We start from the raw sequence: 20,631 nt of genomic DNA, 5'->3' as shown, positions 1-20,631 counted from the left end.
GCACAGGCGTTATCCCTCAATGAGCAGGATTCGTCCGGCCTGATTCAGGAGTGTGAGCAATGTCCAACGAAGTGATCAACACCGTACAGGTGCAGGCTGCTGCCGGCCGCTCCGAGGAGCTGGGCAAGCAGTTGCAGAAGATCGTCGACACCCTTCGCGAAACACCGGGCTGCGATTCCTATCTGGTTGACCGCTGCCCCGAGGACAGCCACCGCTGGACGGTGAGTGCCCGCTGGCAGTCGGAAGCGGCGATGCAGGCGCACTTCAACCGGCCTGAGGCGCAGGGGTTTATCGATCTGATCGACAGTCGGCTGGCCAACAGCGTCGATTTCAACTCGTTTCCTATCGTTTAAAACTCAAGAAAACCACAGCTTTCGGCAGCCTAGGGGAAACCCGCGAGGCTGCCGAAGGCTGTGGTTTTTCCGGTTTGCGGGGAATCCGGATTGGTCACCCGATCTTCCCGAATATTGGCCGTTTGAATGCATCACTTCGCGGACTACTGTGAAGACCGACTTCCCCACTTCACAGGTGACCCGCCATGAAACTCCTGCACTGCTTCGCCGCCGCTCTTGCCCTGAGCATTTCTGTTCCAGTCCTGGCTCACGACGCCTCCGAGAAGGTCTCGGTCCTGCAGGATCAGATGCTGAAAAATGTCCCCGGCAAAAAAGCCATGATGATCGAAGTCGATTACAAACCCGGCCAGTCCTCCATCGCCCACAAGCACGACGGCACGGCCATGGCGTATGTGCTCGAAGGCGAAGTGACGTCCCAGGTCAAGGGTGAACAAGCGGTCACCTACAAGAAAGGCCAATTCTGGCACGAACCCGCCGGCTCCGAACATCTGGTGTCGAAAAACGCCAGCAAAACCAGGCCGGCCAAGTTGCTGGTGTTCATGGTGCTCTCGCCGGACGAGCAAGTGTTGATCCCATTGAAAAACTGATGGTTGTTCCACCAGCCATAACTAAAAGGCGCAAATTGTTGATTGGCGCCTTTTTTATTTCTCGCGGTAATTAGTCCCGAACGCTTACAACCAATAAAACCATTGGATGACAGCCATTCAGCAAATTGTCAGGAAGTTTTCAGTTGGGCGGGCGTAGTCTGAGGCAACTGTCGCCGGTTCCATTTAATCAACCCCGACACCTCTGACTGTCCGACTGAAGTTGCTTCACGGGAGACTCACCATGAAACTTGCCTTTGCCAGTACCTTGGCGATATCAGTTTTAGCGTTGTCCGCCTGTTCTGTTCCTACCGCTCCGAAAGCGGTTTCTTCCCTCGACACCCTGTTCACCCAACCGGTCGGCCGCAGCAGCGCGGCCCAGGTCAAAAGCGGTCCCGGCGTTTCGCTGGGCGTCGTCTACAGCCCAAGCACCCAGTCCAACCGCGAATACCTGCGCGACTATCAGGCCAACGCCGGCACCGGTTTCGGCCAGAGTTTATTGGTGCAGCCGATCCACGACGCCTACGTCGCCACCTCGAAACCGGACATGGCCGTGGACTGGGTGAAAGCCTCGCTTCAACGCCAGTTCGGCTCGGTGACGGTGTACCCGGACATGCAAAGCCTGCGTGCAGCCAACCCGGATGTGGTGGCGATTGTCGACACTCACAGCCAGTTGATGACTTCGCGCAGTTCGGACATCAAGGCGGATGTGAGTGCGGATTTTTATGACGGGAAGTTGAACTATATCGGGACGGCCAAAGGGTCTGAGGCGAAAGAATTGACCCCGATCTGGGCGGACTTCAAGCGCTCGGAGGAGATTGTTGCGGATATTCATCAGCAGCAGGAAGTTCAGGTTCGGGCGTTGCAGAAGTTTGATCAGTCGCTCAGTAATTTGCTGACCAGGTCGGCAGGTAATGTGTCGATGCTTGATAGTAAACAACTACATAAGTTGCAGTGACTGTCAGGCCGCTGCCCTCACCCTAGCCCTCTCCCGAAACGTCGGACCGCCCGGAGGGAGAGGGGACTGACCGAGGTGTTTGTTAGAGTTACGCCGACGTGAAATACCGAGTCGAACTCAAGTTTCGAAAAACACACAAATCGGCTCCCTTTCCCCCTCGCCCCATTGGGGAGAGGGCTGGGGTGAGGGGCTGGATTTGTGCAGCAACACACAAATACCGCCAAACAACAGGCATAAAAAAACCCCGCCTCTCTCGAGAGCGGGGCTTTTTCATTCAGCAGCTACTCAAGCAAGCTCAAGCTCCGCAGTCGCTGCAGCAGGCACTACCGCCTGGCCACTCAGCGCCACGTCGTTCAGCTCACGGTTGGCCACCGCATACATGGCGTAGTCGGTGCCGCTGGCGGCACGGATTTCCACCAGCATGGCGCGCCAGCGTTCGATCATGGCGTCGTTCTGCTTCATCCACAGTGCCAGACGGGTTTCCACGTCCGAATCACCGCCGCCCGCTTGCAGAACGGCGATGGTGATCGCGCGTTGCTGCCAGTCGACGTCGTCGCGGAACGCTTCACGGGCCAGGGCCTGCCAGTTGTTTTCAACCGGCAAGGCGCTGATCTGCGAGATGTACCAGGTGATGTCCAGCGCGCTGCCCACGGCGAAGTACGCCTTGGCCACTTCGGCTGGATCCTGACCAGTCACGTCGGCCGCCTCGATGATCGGCAGCAGCGTGTAGAGGTGGGTTGTGCCCGCCACCATCCGCGCCAGCAGCTCCGGTACACCGGCGGCGACGTAAGCCTGATAACGCTCTTGCCAGTTTTCACGGATTTCGCCGCTCAGCAGCTCATCCAGCTTCAGGCCCAGCTCTTTCAGGTGCGGACCGAAATGCGCGACGTCACGGGCAGCGTTCTGCTCGTTGCGGCGGGCACGCAGGAACCAGCGTGTAGCGCGACGGCCCAGACGCATCAACTCGTCCATCAGCTCCAGTTGCACGTCAGCGGAGACCTGATAGTCCAGGGCTTCGATCTGACGGAACCAGTGCGGGAGGTGGAAGATGTCACGCACGATCACGTAAGCGCCTGCCACGTTCGCCGGGGTCATGCCGGTGGACTCTTTGAGCCTTTGAACGAAGGTGATGCCCATGTGGTTGACCAGATCGTTGGCGATCTGGGTGCTGACGATTTCGCGCTTCAGACGGTGACGGCGCATGGCATCGGCAAACTTGCTGACCAGGCTCGGCGGGAACGCGGTTTCCATGTCGCGGGTCAGGTAGTCGTCGTCCGGCACCAGCGAGTCCAGCAACTGCTGCTTGAGGTCGATCTTGCTGTACGAGATCAATACCGACAGTTCCGGACGCGTCAGGCCCTTGCCAGCCGCGGCGCGCTCGGTGAGCTGCTCCTCGGTCGGCAGGTACTCGATGGCGCGGTCCAGCTTGCCACGGCCTTCCAGATCGCTCATCAGGCGTTTGTACTCGGCAGCACGCTCGTAGGCACGGCGGGCAGCCAGGGACAGGGCCTGGGTCTGCTTGTAGTTGTTGCCCAGCACCAGACCACCGACTTCGTCGGTCATGCTCGCCAGCAACTGATCGCGTTGCTTGCCCGTCATGTCGCCGGCCTGAACAACTTCGTTCAGCAGGATCTTGATGTTCACTTCGTGGTCGGAGCAGTCCACGCCACCGGCGTTGTCGATGAAGTCGGTGTTGGAACCGCCGCCATTGAGACCGAATTCCACACGACCCAGTTGGGTCATGCCGAGGTTACCGCCCTCGCCCACCACTTTGCAGCGCAGTTCGTTGCCGTTCACGCGCAGTGCATCGTTGGCCTTGTCGCCGACATCGGCGTGGCTTTCGGTACTGGCCTTGACGTAAGTACCGATACCGCCGTTCCACAGCAGATCCACCGGCGCCTTGAGCAAGGCGTTCAGCAGTTCGGTCGGGGTCAGCTTGTCGGCCTGGATGTCGAAGCGCTCTTTCATCTGTGGCGAGATGGCAATGCTCTTCGCGCTGCGCGAGAAGATACCGCCGCCTTCAGACATGATGCTGGTGTCGTAGTCGGACCAGGCCGAACGCGGCAGGTCGAACATGCGCTGACGCTCGACGAAGCTGGTGGCCGGGTTCGGGTTCGGGTCGATGAAGATGTGCAGGTGGTTGAACGCGGCAACCAGTTGCAGCTTGTCGGACATCAACAGACCGTTACCGAATACGTCGCCGGCCATGTCGCCGATGCCGACCACGGTCACGCTGTCTTCCTGGACATTGATGCCGCGCTCGCGGAAGTGGCGCTGTACGCCGACCCACGCGCCTTTGGCGGTGATGCCCATTTTCTTGTGGTCGTAACCGGCCGAACCACCGGACGCGAACGCGTCACCCAGCCAGAAGCCGTAGTCGATGGCGATGCCGTTGGCGATGTCGGAGAAGGTTGCAGTGCCCTTGTCCGCCGCGACCACCAGGTACGGGTCATCGTCGTCATGACGCACGACGTTGGCCGGTGGTACCAGTTTGCCGTCCTTCAGGTTGTCGGTGATGTCCAACAGGCCCGAGATGAAGATGCGGTAGCAGGCGATGCCCTCGGCCGCGATCTCGTCACGGCTGCCGCCCAGTGGCAGGCGACGCGGCAGGAAGCCGCCCTTCGCACCCACCGGCACGATGACCGAGTTCTTCACTTGCTGGGCTTTTACCAGGCCCAGGACTTCGGTACGGAAGTCTTCTTCACGGTCGGACCAGCGCAGGCCGCCACGAGCGACGTTGCCGAAGCGCAGGTGCACGCCTTCGACGCGAGGCGAGTAAACGAAGATTTCGAACTTCGGAACAGGCTTCGGCAATTCAGGGATCAAGTGCGGGTTGAACTTGAAGCTGAAGTACGACTTGTTCTGGCCGTTGGCGTCGGTCTGGTAGAAGTTGGTACGCAGGGTCGCTTTGATCAGGTCCAGGTAACGACGCAGGATGCGGTCTTCGTTAAGGACTTGAACGTCGTCCAGCGCGGTCAGGATCGCTTGTTCCAGGCGCTGTTGCTTGTCTTCCAGATCTTCGCTGCCCAGCTTGCGCGCCAGGTAGAAGCGGGTCTTGAACAACCGGGTCAGTTCGCGAGCGATATCTGTGTGGTTGTTCAGGGTACTGGCGATGTAACCCAGGTCGAAGCCCAGACGGATCTGCTTCAGGTAACGGGCGTAAGCGCGCAGCAGCGCCACGTCGCGCCATGGCAGACCGGCGGTCAGCACCAGACGGTTGAACGCATCGTTCTCGGCATCGCCACGGACGATGTGGACGAACGCGTCCTGCAGGGTGTCGTTGAGCTGCTGGATGTCGAGGTCCAGGCCTTCGGCAGCGGTGAACGCGAAGTCATGAATCCAGAACTCGCGACCGTTGGTGTGACGCAGACGGTACGGGAATTCACCCAAGACGCGCAGGCCGAGGTTTTCCAGGATCGGCAAGACGTCGGACAGTGCCAGCGGGGTGTCGGCGTGGTACAGCTTGCAATGCAGCTCGCGCTGGCCGGAGACCTGGCCCAGCGGCTGATAGAAGCTCATCACCAGTGGATTTTTTTCGTTCAGGCTCAGCAGGTGCTGCATGTCGACCACGGCCGAATGCGCCGCGAAACGCTCGCGGTAGCCGGCCGGGAAGCCTTTCGGGAAGTCTGCCAGCACGTTGGTGCCGTGGGCTTCGCCGAAGGTTTCAACGGTCAGGGCTGCGTAGTCGTCCTGCCAACTGCGGCAAGCCTGGATGACTTCGTTTTCCAGTTGCAGCGGGTCGATGTCGATGCGGTTTTTCGGGTCGACGCGCAGAATCAGTTGCACGCGGGCCAGCACGGACTCGGAGAAGAAGGTCCAGAATTCGCAGTCGGTCGCCTTCAGGCGCTCCATCAGTACTTGCTGGATTTTCTGACGAACTTCGGTGGAGTAGATGTCGCGCGGCACGTAGGCCAGGCAGTAGCAGAAACGACCGTACGGGTCTTTGCGCAGAAACACGCGGATCTTGTTGCGTTCCTGGATCTGCACGATCGACATCACGGTGTTGAACAGTTCGTCGACCGGGGTCTGGAACAGGTCGTCACGCGGCAGCACTTCCAGGACCTGGGCCAGTTCCTTGCCCAGGTGAGCCTTGGCCTGGAAGCCGGAGCGACGCTCGATTTCCTCGACCTTGCGGCGGATGAACGGGATGACACGTACGCTTTCGCCATACACCGACGAGGTGTACAGGCCCATGAAGCGGTGTTCCTTGATGACTTTACCGTCAGCGTCGATTTCACGGATCGACACGTAGTCCGGGTAGGCCGGACGGTGTACGCGGCTCGGGTGTGCAGCCTTGGCGAACGACAGCAGCGTCGGTTCGCGCAGGTAGTTCACGGCGTAATCTTCGATGTGGCGGTCTTCGTTGGTCAGACCGGTGCGCAGCATCTTGGTCAGGCCGAGGAAAGAGTTCTGGTCGTATTCGATATGACCACCATCGGCCTGATCGACCACGGTGAACTCTTCGTAGCCGAGGAAGGTGAAGTGGTTGCCCACCAGCCATTCCAGGAAGCTCTTGATTTCGGTCTTCTCGTCGGCATCGACGGCGAATGCGCTGTTATCGAGCTTGGTGAGGATTTCCTGCACCTTGGCCTTCATCGGCTCGAAATCGGCGACCGCGACGCGGACTTCACCCAGAACCTGTTCCAGTTCCTTGCTCAGCACATTCAGTTCGGCCGCGTTGGCGCAACGGTCGATTTCCAGGTACATCAGCGACTCGTGCTGAATGCCTTCGCCGGTGGTGCCCTTTGGCAGGATTTCCAGCAGCTCGCCCTTGCTGCCACGACGCACGCTGAGCACGGTGGTCTGCAGGGTGTGGATGCTGTAGCCGCGACGGTTCAGCTCGGTACGCACCGAGTCCACCAGAAATGGCAGGTCGTGGTGCAGCACTTCGACAGCGGTGTGGGTCGACTGCCAGCCGTGACGTTCGTAATCGGGGTTGTAGACGCGCACCTGCGGCTGCGCGTGATCGAAGCGCTCAAGCAGGCGCCACGCAGAAAGAGTACAGCCAGCGAGGTCGGAGAGGCGACGTTGGGTCAGCTCGTCCAGGGAAATGATGCCGAAGAATTGTTCAGCGAACAGCGCCACTTGTGGCAGTGCCTGTTCACTGATGTGCTGCGCCAGTGCCGCTTGCAGTTGGTGCTGGAAGTCGGCTTTGCTGGCTGCGGTGAAGAACGCCATCTGTGGTACTCCGCTTGGGCTTGTTATTGATGGAAAGCGTCGCGTGCAAAACCCCTTTCGGGGCGTTCCGTCGCCCTGTTCCTGAATCTCGGGCAGAGGAAACAGGGTGACAGGTGGGTGAAGCTGGACGAGACTCTCAGGTCACATTCACCTTCCATGAATGGGCATCTGCAAAAACGACTGTCCGGCGCCGCTCGCGGGGCCATGGCAATGCCTTTACGGGTGCACATCCGTTGCGCAGCTTAATGGGTGCGACAATGTGTCTGCTTGCGGTGCTGCGACATATTCGGTCATTGGCACGTAAACCAAGGCCGGGGCATCGCTAAACACTAGCATTCATGGGGCAAAACGCCGGTCTGAATGCCCGTTTTTACGGTACAGACGTGCCAGGAATGACCATTGACCTGTGTCGCGTTCACGACACATGCTCTGACACTCTCACATGCATAAATTCCCGGGGGCTGGCAGAATCGCGCCCAAATGCGACCAACACGCCCGCCAAGTCAGGAATTCCCCATGCAAATGACCACCGCCCTTTTGATCGTCAACCCGTGCGACGACGAAGAAGACAACATGGCCATGCTCTGCTGCCACAGCGACAAGGGCGAAATGTTTCTGATGAGCCGCTATCCGGACGAGGATGAACTGGAGATCACCCTGGATGGCGAGCCTTCGACCCTCGACGGCGTGAAAGTCACCTTGACCAAGACCCTGCTGAAGATCGAAATCGCCGCAGCGGATGCCGATGCGTTGAACGGGGATGATGTGCTGGAAATCACCTACAACCCGGACATGGTGGATCTGGCCGAGGTCGAGGAGACCCTGAAGAACATCCTTGATGGTACTGGCACCTATATCAGCCAGATTTGATGGCGTCTGCACTGGCCCTATCGCTGGCAAGCCAGCTCCCACAGGGGTACGCGTACTACAGTCAGAACGCGGTCACTGTGGGAGCTGGCTTGCCAGCGATAGGGCCCGAAAGAACACCGCACCTCCCCCGCCCTACAAATTTCCAACAATTGCCCCGGTCATTTCCCGCACTTTGCGCAAAATGCCGTTAGTCGCCACCCCCTGCGATGGATTAAAGTAACGCCCCCAGCCCCGGCGTTATCCGAACGCCTGTGGCCACCCTTTCCAGGAACAGTCATCGATGGAACATCGTGAAGCGCTGCTGGCGCTGCGAACCTTTCTTTCAACGCAGATTCTCGGCCAGGAAAAACTCATCGAGCGCTTGCTCATCGCCCTGCTCGCCGATGGCCACATGCTGGTCGAGGGCGCTCCGGGTCTGGCCAAGACCAAAGCGATCAAAGAGCTCGCCGAGGGCATCGAAGCCCAGTTCCATCGCATCCAGTTCACGCCCGACCTGTTGCCGGCCGACATCACCGGCACCGAGATCTATCGCCCGGAAACCGGCAGCTTCGTGTTCCAGCAAGGCCCGATCTTCCACAACCTGGTGCTGGCGGACGAAATCAACCGGGCCCCGGCCAAGGTGCAATCGGCGCTGCTCGAAGCCATGGCCGAACGTCAGGTCAGTGTCGGGCGCAGCACTTACGAGCTGTCGCCGCTGTTTCTGGTGATGGCCACCCAGAACCCGATCGAGCAGGAAGGCACGTACCCGCTGCCCGAAGCCCAGCTCGACCGCTTCCTGATGCACGTGAAAATCGGTTTTCCCGACGCTGCCGTCGAACGGCGGATCCTGCAACAGGCCCGGGGCGAAGCCCTGAACGGCGAAACCAAGCCTGAGCGTAGGGTCAGCCAGCAGGCGATCTTCGCCGCCCGCAAGGAAATCCTCGGTCTGTACATGGCGGACGCCGTGGAGGAATACCTCGTGCAACTGGTCATGGCCACGCGTAACCCGGCCAAGTTCGACCCGGAAATGGCCGAGTGGATCGCCTACGGCGCCAGCCCGCGTGGCTCGATCGCCCTCGACCGCTGTGCCCGCGCCCACGCGTGGCTGGCCGGTCGCGACTTCGTCAGCCCGGAAGACATCCAGGCTGTGTTGTTCGACGTGTTGCGCCACCGCATCATTCTGTCGTTCGAGGCCGAAGCCGCCGGCATCGACCAGGATCGGGTGGTGCAACGGATTCTCGACGTGGTAGCCGTCGCTTGACCCCGATGAACGCCTCTCTGCCGTCCGAACCGGGCATCCGCATCAGCCTCGCCGAGCTGATCGAGATGCGTCACCGCGTGCGCGAAGTGCAGCTGTTTTCCACGCCGAGCCAGCGCAGCCCGCTGATCGGCCTTCACCACTCGAAGTTCCGTGGTCGTGGTGTGGACTTCGATCAGGTGCGGGTCTACCAGGCCGGGGACGACGTGCGCACCATCGACTGGCGCGTCACCGCACGGACCCAGGAACCGCACACCAAGCTGTTCCATGAAGAACGCGAACGGCCGATTTTCATCATGGTCGAGCAAAGTACGCGGCTGTTTTTCGGCTCCGGGCTGATGTTCAAGTCGGTGCTCGCGGCGCAGGCTGCAGCGTTGATCGGCTGGGCCGCGCTGGGTCACAACGACCGGGTGGGCGGACTGGTGTTCGGGGACAACGAGCATTACGAGATCAAGCCGCGCCGCAGCAAGCAGAGTCTGCTGCAACTGCTCAACCGTTTGGTGAAAGTCAATCAGTCGCTGCACAGCGAGCGGGAGCCGGATCGCGATGCGTTTGGCGTGGCGCTACGCCGGGCCCGCGAGGTGCTGCGACCGGGCAGTCTGGTGATCGTGATTTGTGACGAGCGCGCACTGAGCGACAGCGCCGAGCAGCAGTTGAGTCTGTTGTCGCGCCATTGCGATCTGCTGATGCTGCCGCTGTCCGATCCCCTGGACCACGCCCTGCCCGCCGCCGGACTGTTGAGGTTCGCCGAGCGCGGCGCACAACTGGAACTCGACACTCTGAATTTCGATCTGCGCCAGACCTACCGGGCCCAGGCTGAAGCGCGCATTGCCCGTTGGGAGTTGCTCGCGCAGAAACTGCGGGTCTTGCTGATGCCCCTGAGCACCCAGAGCGAAATGGTCGAGCAGATGCGCGAGTTCCTTAACCCGCAGCGTCCGGGGAACGCTCGATGAACGGCCTCGAACAACTGCAACCGCTGATTTCCCCGCCACCGATCGCTTTCTGGCCGCCGGCTCCGGGCTGGTGGCTGCTGCTTCTGTTACTGCCGTTGATTGCCTTCGTGCTGTGGCGCCTGCGCCGTTTCATTCCGATCAAGAAAAAACCCGTCGTACGCGCCGAAATCCAGCTCGATCCGGTGCGCATTGCCGCGCTCGCAGAGCTGGCGCAAATGGTCAAACCCTACGACGGCGCACCGGCCGGAGCCTGGCTGCAGCAGCTCAACGGCCTGCTCAAGCGCCTGTGCCGCAACCATTACCCCTACAGCCAGAGTCATACCCTCAACGGGCGCAAGTGGCTGGCGTTCCTCGACAACCGTTGCCCTGCCGCCGGCCTGACTCGCTGGATGGTGCTGGTGGAAGGCGCCTACAAGCCCGAGTGCAAACTCGACGACAAGGCCATCGCCGGCCTGACGCAGGCCGTCGACACCTGGATCCGCAAGCATGTTTGAGTTCGCCTGGCCGTGGATCTTTGTGCTGTTGCCGCTGCCGTGGCTGATGCGCCTCGTGCTGCCTGTCGCCGACAGTGGCGAGCCGGCATTGAAGGTGAGTTTCCTCGAGGACCTGGAAGGCCTCGCCCGTCGCCGCGCCCGGGCCAATCTACCGACATGGCGCCAGCAGGCGCCATTCATGCTGCTGTGGTTGTTTCTGTTGATCGCCGCCGCCCGCCCGCAATGGCTGGGCGAACCGTTGCCGATTGCCGCCAGTGGTCGCGATCTGCTGGTGGCGGTGGACGTGTCCGGCTCGATGGACTTTCCCGACATGCAGTGGAACGACGAAGACGTCAGTCGCCTTTCGCTCGTGCAGCATCTGCTCGGTGACTTTCTGGAAAGCCGCGATGGCGACCGGGTCGGGCTGATCCTGTTCGGCAGCCAGGCCTACCTGCAGGCGCCGCTGACGTTTGACCGGCGCACCGTGCGCGTGTGGCTCGACGAAGCGCGGATCGGCATCGCCGGCAAGAACACCGCGATTGGCGACGCGATCGGCCTGGCCCTGAAACGCCTGCGCATGCGCCCGGCGCAGAGCCGGGTGTTGATTCTGGTCACCGACGGCGCCAACAACGGCGGGGAAATTGATCCGCTGACCGCCGCCAGACTGGCCGCCAACGAAGGCGTGAAAATCTATCCGATCGGCATCGGTGCCGACCCTGAAGAAAGTGGCGCCACCGCCCTGCTTGGCGGCAATCCGACCCTCGACCTCGACGAGCCGGCACTCAAGGCCATCGCCGATGCCACCGGCGGCCGCTACTTCCGCGCCCGCGACGGCAAGGAGCTGCAAGCGATCAAGGACACCCTCGACCGACTGGAACCGGTGGCCCAGCAACCGACCCAGGCGCGCCCGGCCCAGGCGTTGTATCAATGGCCGTTGGCGCTCGCGTTGCTGTTGAGCATGTTGCTGGTTGCCCGCGAATTGTGGCCGGACAACCCGCTGCAACGACTGTTCACCAAGGAGCTGTATCTGCAAAGCCCCCTGCCTGACTGGCGCGAACGCCTCAAGCGCCTGCGTTTGCGGAGGCGTCGATGATCGCGCTCTGGCCGCACTGGTTTCGTCCCTGGTGGCTGCTGCTGTTGCCGCTGCTCGGCTGGTTGATCTGGCAGCTCTGGCATCGGCAGAAGCGCGCCGGACGCTGGCAGATGATTCTGCCGCCGGCGTTCCATGCCGCGTTGCTCAGTGGCGGCAGCGGCCGCGACAGCAAGTTGCCGTGGGTGGCGTTGGGTGTTGCGTGGTTGTTGACGATCCTGGCGCTGCTCGGGCCGAGCTGGGAACGGGTCGAACAAACCAGCCAGAAACCGGCCGACCCGCTGGTGGTCGTGCTGGAGCTGACCCCGGAAATGCTCGCCACCGACTCGCCGCCGACCCGTCTGGAACAGGCCCGGCGCAAGTTGTTCGACCTGCTCAAAGCACGCAGCGACGCGCAGACCGCCATCGTGGTTTACGCCGGCAGCGCCCACACGCTGGTGCCGCTGTCGGACGACCTGGCCACCAGTCGCAATCTGCTCGATGCGCTCAAGCCGTCGCTGATGCCGGAAAGCGGCCACCGCGCCGATCTTGCAGTGAGCAAGGCGCTGGCATTGCTCAAGCAAGGGGCGTTGGGTCAGGGGCGCATTCTGCTGATCGGTTCATCGCTCTCGGAAGAAGAACGCCAAGGCATTCGCCGCGCATTGAGCGGGCAATCGGCGCAATTGCTGATGCTCGGCATCGGCACCGCCGAGGGCGCGCCCATTGCTCAGGAGGACGGCAGTTTCCTCAAGGACGCACAGGGTGCGATCCGCGTGCCGCAACTCGACAGCCCGGGTCTTGGCGCCTTCCTCAACGCGGTGGGTGGCGAGTATCACAGTGCCAGGCTGGATGAATCGGACCTGCGCAGCCTCGGCCTGCTCGATGGCCCGCGCAGCCTGCGCAACGACGGCCAGACCCTGCGTCTCGACACCTGGGCCGATCAGGGTTACTGGCTGCTGTTGCCGCTCTTGCTGCTTGCCGCGTGCGCTGGGCGCCGTGGCTGGTTGTTCTGTCTGCCGCTGCTCTTTTGTCTGCCGCAACCGAGCTACGCTTTCAATTTCGAAGACCTGTGGCTGCGCCCCGACCAACAGGGTTTGCATCTGTTGAAACAGAAGCGCCCGGCCGAGGCCGCGCAACACTTCGAAGATCACCAGTGGCAAGGGCTGGCGTTGTACGAGGCCGGCGATTACAGTGGCGCCGCCGAGCGTTTCGCCGAAGGCAGCGATGCCCGCGCGCACTACAATCGAGGCAACGCACTGGCGAAAAGCGGTGAGCTGGAAGCGGCGATCGACGCCTATGAACAGGCTCTGGAATTGCAACCGGACTTGCGTCCGGCACTGACCAACAAGGCACTGGTGGAAAACCTGCTCAAGCAGAAAAGCGCCCCGCCGCCCGCCGAGCCCGAAAAGCAACCGGCACAACAGAACGTGCCGGGCGACGAACCACCGCCCGCGACCGCGCCGCCACCGGCAATCAAGAATGACACGCCCAGCGAGGCCCAGCCTGCGGAATCGGCCAACGAACCACCGCCGACCAGCCCACCGCAACCGGGGCCCAACGAACTGCCGGACAGCGCCCCGGACACGGAGCCGCACACCAGCCCGACGCTGAGCCCCGGCGAGGACAACCTCGAAGGCGAGCAGCGCCAGGCGCTGGAGCAATGGCTCGGCAAGATTCCGGACGATCCGGGCGAACTGCTGCGACGCAAGTTCTGGTACGAACAGCAACAACATCAGGATCAGGAAAACACTCGATGACCCGTTTCGCCGCCCTCTTGCTGCCCCTGCTGATCTGCACGGCCACCGCTCAGGCGGCCGAGCTGACGGCCAGTGTGGATCGCAGTCGCCTGAATTCCGGCGAGACGGTCGAACTCACCCTCGAATCCAACGATGTCACGCAGTTCGGCAAACCGGACCTGACCCCGCTCGAACCGCTGTTCGAAGTTCGCGGCACGCGTCAGGTCAACCAGTTGAACACGCTCAACAACGAGAACCGCGCCACCACCCGCTGGATCATCACCCTGTTGCCGAAACAGAATGGCAGCGTTGAAATTCCGTCATTGAAACTGGGCGAAACCCAGAGCCAGCCAATCACCGTGCAGGTGGTCGAAAGCGACGTCCACGAAGAAAAGAATGTGCTTGATCCGGTGTTCATCGAGTCCAGCCTCGACCAGAGCAGCGTCTATGTGCAGGCCCAGGCCGTCCTGACCCTGCGCATCTACCATTCGGTGTCGCTGTACGACGACAGCAGCGTCACCCCGTTGCAGATCACCGATGCACGAGTCGAACAGCTGGGCGATACGCGCACCTACGAAAAAGACATCAACGGCGTGCGGCATGGCGTGATCGAAATGCGCTATGCGATCTTCCCGCAACACAGCGGCTTGCTGACCATCACCCCGCAGACGTTCAGCGCCACACGGGTGGACACTCAGCCTGCCAAAGACGCCAGCGCACAGGGGCCGAAACCAGGCAAAGTGTTGCGAGTGACGTCTACGGAAATCCCGCTGACGGTCAAACCCAAACCGCTCACTTATCCGGCCGATGCGCCGTGGCTGCCGGCCCGCAGCCTGAGCCTGAGCGAGAGCTGGAACCCGGAACCGGATCACACCCAGGTCGGCGACTCCCTGACCCGCAGCCTGACCCTCAAGGTCGAAGGCCTGGCCGGCTCGCAACTGCCCGCCCTGCCCGCCACCGAGGCCAACGGCCTGCGTCGCTACCCGGACCAACCGGTGCTGAACAATCAAAGCAGCGAGCGTGGCCTGATCGGCAGCCGTGAAGAACGCGAGGCACTGGTGCCGAGCCGCAGCGGTTCGATCGAACTGCCGACCGTGGATGTGGTGTGGTGGAACACCTTTGAAGATCATCTGGAACACACGAGCCTGCCAGCGCGCACCCTGCAAGTGGTGAACAATCCGAGCCTGCAGGTCGACACCCCGGCCGGCAGCGCGCAATCCTTCAACACCACCGACAGCGAAGCGCTCTGGTGGTGGAAACTCAGCACGCTGGTTCTGGCGTGCACCACCCTGCTCGGCTTCGGTCTGTGGTGGCGCGCCCGCTGGCAACCGGCAATCCTTCGCGCCGCGCAAACCGGCCCGAGCCCGCGCACCCTGCTCGACGACATCAAACGCGCAAGCCAGGCCAACGACCCCCACGCCACCCGCCAGGCCCTCGACGCCTGGGCCCGTCAGCAGCCGGAGACTCTGGCGGATATGGCTGCGCGTTTTGTGCCGCTGTCGGATGCGCTCGATGGGCTTAACGGCGCGCTGTACAGCGAGACCGGGCAGCATTGGCAAGGAGAGGATCTGTGGCGGGCGATCCGCACGATTCCGACGGCGGAGCGGGTGCAGGATCCAGTTGGGGACAGTGGATTGCCGCCGCTTTATCCGAAGTAGTTGCAGTTCAATAGAAGCTTTTGCCCGTAAACTCTCTTCTTTTTTCGCCGCGTTATTTCCTGCGGCCATCACTTCTTTATATTGCGGAGTCAGCCTTGCGTCTGTTTCACACCTCCGACTGGCACCTTGGGCAGAACCTGCACGGCCAGGAGCGCGATTTCGAGCACGCCTGTTTTCTCGAGTGGCTGCTGCGTCAATTGAAGCTGGCGCAGCCGGACGTGCTGCTGATTGCCGGCGACATCTTCGACACGGTCAATCCACCGGTCAAAGCCCAGGAACGCCTCTACGATTTCATCGTCAGCGCCCACGAACAGCAGCCGTTGCTGACCATCGTGATGATCGCCGGCAACCACGACTCCGGCTCGCGGATCGAACTGCCCGCGCCGTTGATGCGGCGTTTGCGCACCCATGCGTTGGGCCGAGTGATGTGGCTGGACGATGGCCAGCTCGATGCAGAACGTCTGTTGTTGCCGCTGCCGAATGCGTCCGGCGAGATCGCCGCGTGGTGCCTGGCGCTGCCGTTCCTGCGACCTGCCGAGGTGACCGGCGCGCATTTGGGTGACAACTATCTGCGCGGCATTGGTCAGGTGCATGAATGGTTGATCGAAGCGGCCAACGCCAAGCGCCAGCCGGGCCAGGCGCTGGTTGCCATCAGTCATGCGCACATGGCCGGCGGTTCGGTGTCGGAAGACTCCGAACGCAGCCTGATCATCGGCAACGCCGAAGCCCTGCCCGCCAGCCTGTTCGGGTCGAGCATCAGTTATGTCGCGCTCGGGCATTTGCACAAGCCGCAGAAGGTCAACGGTGAAGAACGAATTCGCTACAGCGGCTCGCCGATCCCGTTATCGTTTTCGGAAATCAGTTATCAGCACCAGATTCTCGACGTCGTCCTGGACGGCGAAACCCTGGTCAGCGTCGAGCCGATACTGATCCCCCGTTCCGTCAATCTGCAACGCCTCGGCCCTGCGCCGCTGGCGCAAATCCTGCTGCAACTGGCCGATCTGCCGAACATCGATCTGCTGGCCGAAACCCAGCGCCAGCCATGGCTGGAAGTGCGCGTGACCCTCGACGAGCCGCAACCGGATCTGCGTCATCAGGTCGAAAGCGCTCTGCAAGGCAAGGCTGTGCGACTGGTACGAATCGCCGCCGAATACGCCGGCAACCGTGGCGCTGACGGCGCCGAGGACGGCAGTGTGTTGATCGAACTGGACCAGCTCACACCGCAGCAATTATTCAGCCGTGCCTGGCTCGACAATTACGGCAGCGAAGTCGACGAGCAAACCCTCAAGGACTTCGCCGAACTGCTGCAAGACGTACAAATGGAGGGCGAGCAGCCATGAAGATTCTCGCCATTCGTTTGAAGAACCTCGCTTCGCTGGCGGGCCCGTTCGAAATCGACTTCACCGCTGAACCGCTGGCCAGCGCCGGACTGTTCGCCATCACCGGCCCCACCGGCGCCGGCAAAAGCACCTTGCTCGATGCCCTGTGCCTGGCGCTGTTCGGCGCGGTGCCGCGCCTGAACAACACCGGGCGTGACGCCAAGGTGCCGGACGCCGACGGTGAAATCGCCACCGGCGACCCGCGCACCCTGCTGCGTCGTGGTACGGGCGAAGGTTTTGCCGAGGTGGATTTCGTCGGCGTCGATGGCCGCCGCTATCGCGCCCGCTGGGAGGCCAACCGCGCCCGGGAAAAGGCCGGCGGCAAGTTGCAGGCCAGCCGTCAAAGCCTGCGCGACATCGATCAGGATCAACTGCTGGCCAGCCAGAAAGGCGAGTACAAGGTTCAGCTCGAAGCCGCGCTGGGCCTGAACTTCGAACAGTTCACCCGCGCCGTGCTGCTGGCCCAGAGCGAGTTCAGCGCCTTTCTCAAGGCCGACGACAACGACCGCAGCGAACTGCTGGAAAAACTCACCGACACCGCGCTCTACACCCGCCTCGGCCGTCGCGCGTTCGACAAGACCAAAGAGGCTCGCGAGGCCCACAAGCAGTTACAGGATCAGGCCACCGGTGTGACCCCGCTGCCGCCCGAAGCCCGCGCCGAACTCGACCAGCGCTTCAACGCTGCCCAACAGCAATTGAAGTTGCAGCAGGCCCAGCTCAAACAGCTTGAGCAACAACACACCTGGCTCAAGGATCTGCACCTGTTGCAGGACGCCCGACAAGCGGCGGCCGAGCAGTTGCAGAGCGCTGAACACGAACGCCAAGCGCTGGCCGGCGAACGCCTGCGACTGACGCACCTTGAACAGCTCGCCCCGCAACGGCATCAGTTTGCGCGCAAGGCTGAAATCGATGCCTTGCTGATGCCGCTGACGGCGCAGATCAGCTCACATACGCTGCAACAAGGCGAGCTGACTGAGCGCCAGACGCAACTTGAACAAGACCTCGGTGCTGCACAAATCGCCCTGACCGAAGCGCAGAAGCAACAGAGCGAAAGTGCACCGTTGCTGCGTCAGGCTTTCGATGAGCAAAGCACCCTCGCCCGTCTGGCCAGGGATGTCGCCTCCGGCACTGAAGCCAAGCAGGCCGCCGAACAGGCCTGCGCCCAGGGCCAGAGCACAATCCAGGCCCTGCTCGATCAGCAAACGCAGGTCGCCGAGCGCCTGCAACGAATCGCCGCCGATCTGGAGCAAAGCACTCATCTGGCACCGTTGAGCGAAGCCTGGAATGCCTACCGCGACCGCTTGCAGCAATTGATGCTGATTGGCAACCGGCTGAACAAGGGCGAAAGCGAACTGGCGAATCTCGAACAGAACGCCGCCCGTGCCACCGAAGAACTGGCCACACAAAAGCAGCAACTCGAAGTGCTGTTCAAGGAGGCCGGCGCCGAGCCGGATGCCGTCGCCGAGCAGATCGGCATCCTCGGCACTCTGTTGCAGGACAACCGCAAACAGCTGCGCGCCGTCGAAGAGCTGACGCGCCTTTGGGCCAGTCAGCAGGAACTGGACAAACGCAGTGCCGAGTTGCAACAGCGTCAGCTCGATGCGCAACAGGAGCGCGAGCGCCTGACTCAGGACGGGGTGAAAACCAAGTCCGAACTGACGGTCGCCGAGCACACCCTCAGCGTCACTCGTGAGCTGCTCGAACGCCAGCGTCTGGCCCGCAGCGCCAGTGTCGAAGAGCTGCGCGCGCAATTGCAGGACGACCAGCCGTGCCCGGTGTGCGGCAGCAACGAACATCCGTATCACCAGCCGCAAGCCCTGCTGCAGAGCCTCGGCCGTCATGATGAAAGCGAGCAGGCCAACGCGCAGCAAGCGGTCGATCAACTGAAGGAAAAACTCACCGAACTGCGTACCAGTGTCGGTGGTGTCATTGCTCAACAAAAAGAGTTGCTGCAACAGCAGGAACAACTGGCGGCACAACAGCTGGCGCTGACGCCGAGCATCGAGGCTCATCCGCTGGCAGCGCAGTTGCTCAATCAGGACAGCGACAAACGCGCTGCCTGGCTGACTCGCCAGAACGATCAGTTGAACCAGAGCATCACCCAGGACGAACAGCGCCAGACCGCCTTGCTCACACTGCAACAGGACGCGGCGCGCCTGACCCAGCAATTGCGTCACGCCGAAACCGCGCATCAGCAAGCAACCCAGCACCTGAACAATCAGCAGCGCGAGTTGAGCGCTGACCGGCAGCGTCTGGACGAAGAACTGGCAGCCTTCGCCACGCTGCTGCCCGCCGAGACTCACGAAGCCCTGCGCGCCGAACCGGCCGCGACCTTCATGCAGCTTGACCGGCAGATCGCTGAGCGTCTGGCGCAAGTCGATCAGCAAAAGGAAGAGCTGGCCGAACAGCAACAACGCCAGCAGACGCTTGAAAAGGAACAGGATCGCCAGCAAAGCCGCGTGCAGCAACTGCAAACCGCTGAACAACAGCTCAACGCACTGATCGCTCAGCAACAGGCCAGCCAAGAGAAACTCACGCAGTTGCTGGGCGATCACACCCGCGCCGAACACTGGCAGCAGCAACTGGAACAGGCTGTGGAACAGGCACGCAACGCCGAATCCACCACGACTCAGGCACTGCAAAGTGTACGCACGCAGCTTGTGCAAATGGCCGCCGAGCTCAAAGCGCAGCAGGAACGCGTGCTAGCGCTGGAAACCGAAGAGCGTGATCTGGCCGGCAAGATTGCCGACTGGCGCGCTCGCCACCCGGAACTGGATGACGGCGGCCTGGAAGATCTGTTGCGGATCGATGACGCGCAGGTCGGCGAGCTGCGCGAGCGTTTGCAGCGCAACGAAAAGGCCCTGGAACATGCCAAAGTGCTGTTGCAGGAACGTGATCGCCAGTTGCTCGAACATCAGGCGCAGCACAACGGCAACCTCGACGCCGAACAACTCGCCGCTGCCCTCGCCGACTTGCAGAACCAGTGCAGCGCGAGCGAACAGCGCTGCGCCGAACTGCGTGCCGAGCAAGTCGAAGATCAGCGCCGGCAGAACGCCAACTCCGCGCTGGCGCAACAGATCGCCGACGCCAATGCCGAGTATCAACGCTGGGCACGACTCAATGCACTGATCGGCTCGGCCACCGGCGACACCTTCCGCAAGATCGCCCAGGCCTACAACCTCGACCTGCTGGTGCATCACGCCAACGTGCAGCTGCGGCAACTGGTCAAGCGCTATCGCCTCAAGCGCGGCGGCAGCATGCTGGGTCTGCTGGTGATGGACACGGAGATGGGCGACGAACTGCGCTCGGTGCATTCGCTTTCCGGCGGCGAAACCTTCCTGGTGTCGCTGGCCCTCGCACTGGGTCTGGCCTCGATGGCGTCGAGCACGCTGAAGATCGAATCGCTGTTCATCGACGAAGGTTTCGGCAGCCTCGATCCGGAATCCCTGCAACTGGCCATGGATGCCCTCGACGGCTTGCAGGCTCAGGGCCGCAAGGTCGCGGTGATTTCCCACGTGCAGGAAATGCATGAGCGGATTCCGGTGCAGATTCAGGTACAGCGCCAGGGCAATGGTTTGAGCACACTGGAGGTGAAATGAACACGCTGTATTCCTTCCGCCGCTGCCCGTACGCGATGCGGGCGCGGATGGCCCTGCGGTATTCGGGCGTGCCGGTTGAGATCGTTGAAGTCAGCCTGAAAGCCAAACCGGCCCAGATGCTGGCGATCTCGCCCAAGGGCACGGTGCCAGTGCTGGATGCCAGTGGTCAGGTGATCGATGAAAGCCTGGAGATCATGCGCTGGGCGCTGGCGCAGAATGATCCGGATGACTGGTTGCTGGGTGGCGATTCAAGGATTGCCGAGTTGATCGAAGCCAACGATCAAGTGTTCAAGGTGCACCTGAATCGCTACAAGTACGCCGAGCGTTATCCGGAACAGTCGATGGAGGTTTATCGGGCGGAAGGTGCTCTGTTCTTGCAGAAACTGGATGAGTTGCTCGAGGGTCGCGATTACTTGCTGGCCGGGCATCCGAGCCTGGCCGACATCGCGCTGTTGCCGTTCGTTCGCCAGTTCGCCCATGTTGATCGTGACTGGTTTGCGACAACGCCTTATGAGCGATTGCAGGCGTGGTTACAACGCTTTCTTGAGTCGGATCTGTTCACCGCCATCATGAAAAAGTAAGTG

General features: G+C 61.8%; 14 protein-coding genes. 13 read left to right on the top strand and 1 reads right to left on the bottom strand.

What is annotated here, in order from left to right; translation table 11 throughout:
* The first annotated feature begins 59 nt into the window (after nucleotides 1-59).
* The 3 genes from J5M72_RS17340 to J5M72_RS17330 all read left to right on the top strand — a co-directional run bounded on the left by J5M72_RS17340 (nucleotide 60) and on the right by J5M72_RS17330 (nucleotide 1,895).
* Nucleotides 60-353 (top strand): putative quinol monooxygenase, encoded by a 294-nt coding sequence (locus J5M72_RS17340; RefSeq protein ID WP_169430672.1) that lies wholly within the window; start codon nucleotides 60-62, stop codon nucleotides 351-353.
* A gap of 185 nt (nucleotides 354-538) precedes the next feature.
* Nucleotides 539-940 (top strand): cupin domain-containing protein, encoded by a 402-nt coding sequence (locus J5M72_RS17335; protein ID WP_207866613.1) that lies wholly within the window; start codon nucleotides 539-541, stop codon nucleotides 938-940.
* 241 nt (nucleotides 941-1,181) lie between these two features.
* The gene (locus J5M72_RS17330) at nucleotides 1,182-1,895 is read left to right on the top strand and encodes an ATPase (RefSeq protein WP_207866611.1); all 714 of its coding nucleotides are present in this window, start codon (nucleotides 1,182-1,184) and stop codon (nucleotides 1,893-1,895) included.
* A 285-nt stretch (nucleotides 1,896-2,180) separates the two neighbouring features.
* On the opposite strand, the gene J5M72_RS17325 is transcribed toward J5M72_RS17330, so the two are convergent.
* Complete coding sequence (locus J5M72_RS17325; RefSeq protein ID WP_207866609.1) at nucleotides 2,181-7,073, bottom strand: NAD-glutamate dehydrogenase; 4,893 nt, start codon at nucleotides 7,071-7,073, stop codon at nucleotides 2,181-2,183.
* A gap of 516 nt (nucleotides 7,074-7,589) precedes the next feature.
* Here J5M72_RS17325 and J5M72_RS17320 point away from each other — a divergent pair.
* The 10 genes from J5M72_RS17320 (at nucleotide 7,590) to J5M72_RS17275 (ending at nucleotide 20,628) form a co-directional block, all read left to right on the top strand.
* Nucleotides 7,590-7,943, top strand: a complete 354-nt coding sequence (locus J5M72_RS17320; protein WP_169430676.1) for a hypothetical protein — start codon at nucleotides 7,590-7,592, stop codon at nucleotides 7,941-7,943.
* Between the two features lie 280 nt (nucleotides 7,944-8,223).
* On the top strand, nucleotides 8,224-9,183 hold the full coding sequence (locus J5M72_RS17315) for a MoxR family ATPase (protein WP_007913915.1): 960 nt from the start codon (nucleotides 8,224-8,226) through the stop codon (nucleotides 9,181-9,183).
* A gap of 5 nt (nucleotides 9,184-9,188) precedes the next feature.
* Nucleotides 9,189-10,133, top strand: coding sequence for a DUF58 domain-containing protein (locus tag J5M72_RS17310; RefSeq protein WP_134826462.1), 945 nt, complete (start codon nucleotides 9,189-9,191; stop codon nucleotides 10,131-10,133).
* A complete protein-coding gene (locus J5M72_RS17305) occupies nucleotides 10,130-10,627 on the top strand; it encodes a DUF4381 domain-containing protein (protein WP_169430677.1) in 498 nt (165 codons plus the stop codon). The genes J5M72_RS17310 and J5M72_RS17305 overlap by 4 nt, the downstream gene beginning before the upstream one ends.
* Nucleotides 10,620-11,699 (top strand): VWA domain-containing protein, encoded by a 1,080-nt coding sequence (locus tag J5M72_RS17300; protein ID WP_207866607.1) that lies wholly within the window; start codon nucleotides 10,620-10,622, stop codon nucleotides 11,697-11,699. Before J5M72_RS17305 ends, J5M72_RS17300 begins: the two co-directional genes overlap by 8 nt.
* Nucleotides 11,696-13,432 carry a tetratricopeptide repeat protein gene (locus tag J5M72_RS17295; RefSeq protein WP_207866605.1) on the top strand — a complete coding sequence of 579 codons (1,737 nt, stop codon included), beginning with the start codon at nucleotides 11,696-11,698 and terminating at the stop codon, nucleotides 13,430-13,432. Before J5M72_RS17300 ends, J5M72_RS17295 begins: the two co-directional genes overlap by 4 nt.
* Complete coding sequence (locus J5M72_RS17290) at nucleotides 13,429-15,069, top strand: BatD family protein (protein WP_207866603.1); 1,641 nt, start codon at nucleotides 13,429-13,431, stop codon at nucleotides 15,067-15,069. The genes J5M72_RS17295 and J5M72_RS17290 overlap by 4 nt, the downstream gene beginning before the upstream one ends.
* Nucleotides 15,070-15,164: 95 nt before the next feature.
* Complete coding sequence (locus J5M72_RS17285; RefSeq protein WP_169430681.1) at nucleotides 15,165-16,409, top strand: exonuclease SbcCD subunit D C-terminal domain-containing protein; 1,245 nt, start codon at nucleotides 15,165-15,167, stop codon at nucleotides 16,407-16,409.
* Nucleotides 16,406-20,047: an AAA family ATPase gene (locus J5M72_RS17280; protein ID WP_207866601.1), complete on the top strand. Its 3,642-nt coding sequence runs from the start codon at nucleotides 16,406-16,408 to the stop codon at nucleotides 20,045-20,047. The genes J5M72_RS17285 and J5M72_RS17280 overlap by 4 nt, the downstream gene beginning before the upstream one ends.
* The gene (locus tag J5M72_RS17275; RefSeq protein WP_207866599.1) at nucleotides 20,044-20,628 is read left to right on the top strand and encodes a glutathione S-transferase; all 585 of its coding nucleotides are present in this window, start codon (nucleotides 20,044-20,046) and stop codon (nucleotides 20,626-20,628) included. Before J5M72_RS17280 ends, J5M72_RS17275 begins: the two co-directional genes overlap by 4 nt.
* The last annotated feature ends 3 nt before the right edge of the window (nucleotides 20,629-20,631 follow it).

Origin of the sequence: Pseudomonas sp. 58(2021), assembly GCF_017491585.1 — a bacterium.
GTDB lineage: Bacteria > Pseudomonadota > Gammaproteobacteria > Pseudomonadales > Pseudomonadaceae > Aquipseudomonas > Aquipseudomonas fluorescens_BT.
The sequence above is the reverse complement of the archived record's forward strand: the minus strand, read 5'-3'. Positions and strand labels throughout refer to the sequence as shown.

Bases quoted from the DNA above. Each gene is read 5' to 3' on its own strand.
- J5M72_RS17280 (WP_207866601.1), top strand. From the start codon at position 16,406: ATGAAGATTCTCGCCATTCGTTTGAAGAACCTCGCTTCGCTGGCGGGC.
- J5M72_RS17320 (WP_169430676.1), top strand. From the start codon at position 7,590: ATGCAAATGACCACCGCCCTTTTGATCGTCAACCCGTGCGACGACGAA.
- J5M72_RS17330 (WP_207866611.1), top strand. From the start codon at position 1,182: ATGAAACTTGCCTTTGCCAGTACCTTGGCGATATCAGTTTTAGCGTTG.
- J5M72_RS17290 (WP_207866603.1), top strand. From the start codon at position 13,429: ATGACCCGTTTCGCCGCCCTCTTGCTGCCCCTGCTGATCTGCACGGCC.
- J5M72_RS17315 (WP_007913915.1), top strand. From the start codon at position 8,224: ATGGAACATCGTGAAGCGCTGCTGGCGCTGCGAACCTTTCTTTCAACG.
- J5M72_RS17340 (WP_169430672.1), top strand. From the start codon at position 60: ATGTCCAACGAAGTGATCAACACCGTACAGGTGCAGGCTGCTGCCGGC.
- J5M72_RS17300 (WP_207866607.1), top strand. From the start codon at position 10,620: ATGTTTGAGTTCGCCTGGCCGTGGATCTTTGTGCTGTTGCCGCTGCCG.
- J5M72_RS17325 (WP_207866609.1), bottom strand. From the start codon at position 7,073: ATGGCGTTCTTCACCGCAGCCAGCAAAGCCGACTTCCAGCACCAACTG.
- J5M72_RS17310 (WP_134826462.1), top strand. From the start codon at position 9,189: ATGAACGCCTCTCTGCCGTCCGAACCGGGCATCCGCATCAGCCTCGCC.
- J5M72_RS17305 (WP_169430677.1), top strand. From the start codon at position 10,130: ATGAACGGCCTCGAACAACTGCAACCGCTGATTTCCCCGCCACCGATC.
- J5M72_RS17295 (WP_207866605.1), top strand. From the start codon at position 11,696: ATGATCGCGCTCTGGCCGCACTGGTTTCGTCCCTGGTGGCTGCTGCTG.
- J5M72_RS17275 (WP_207866599.1), top strand. From the start codon at position 20,044: ATGAACACGCTGTATTCCTTCCGCCGCTGCCCGTACGCGATGCGGGCG.
- J5M72_RS17335 (WP_207866613.1), top strand. From the start codon at position 539: ATGAAACTCCTGCACTGCTTCGCCGCCGCTCTTGCCCTGAGCATTTCT.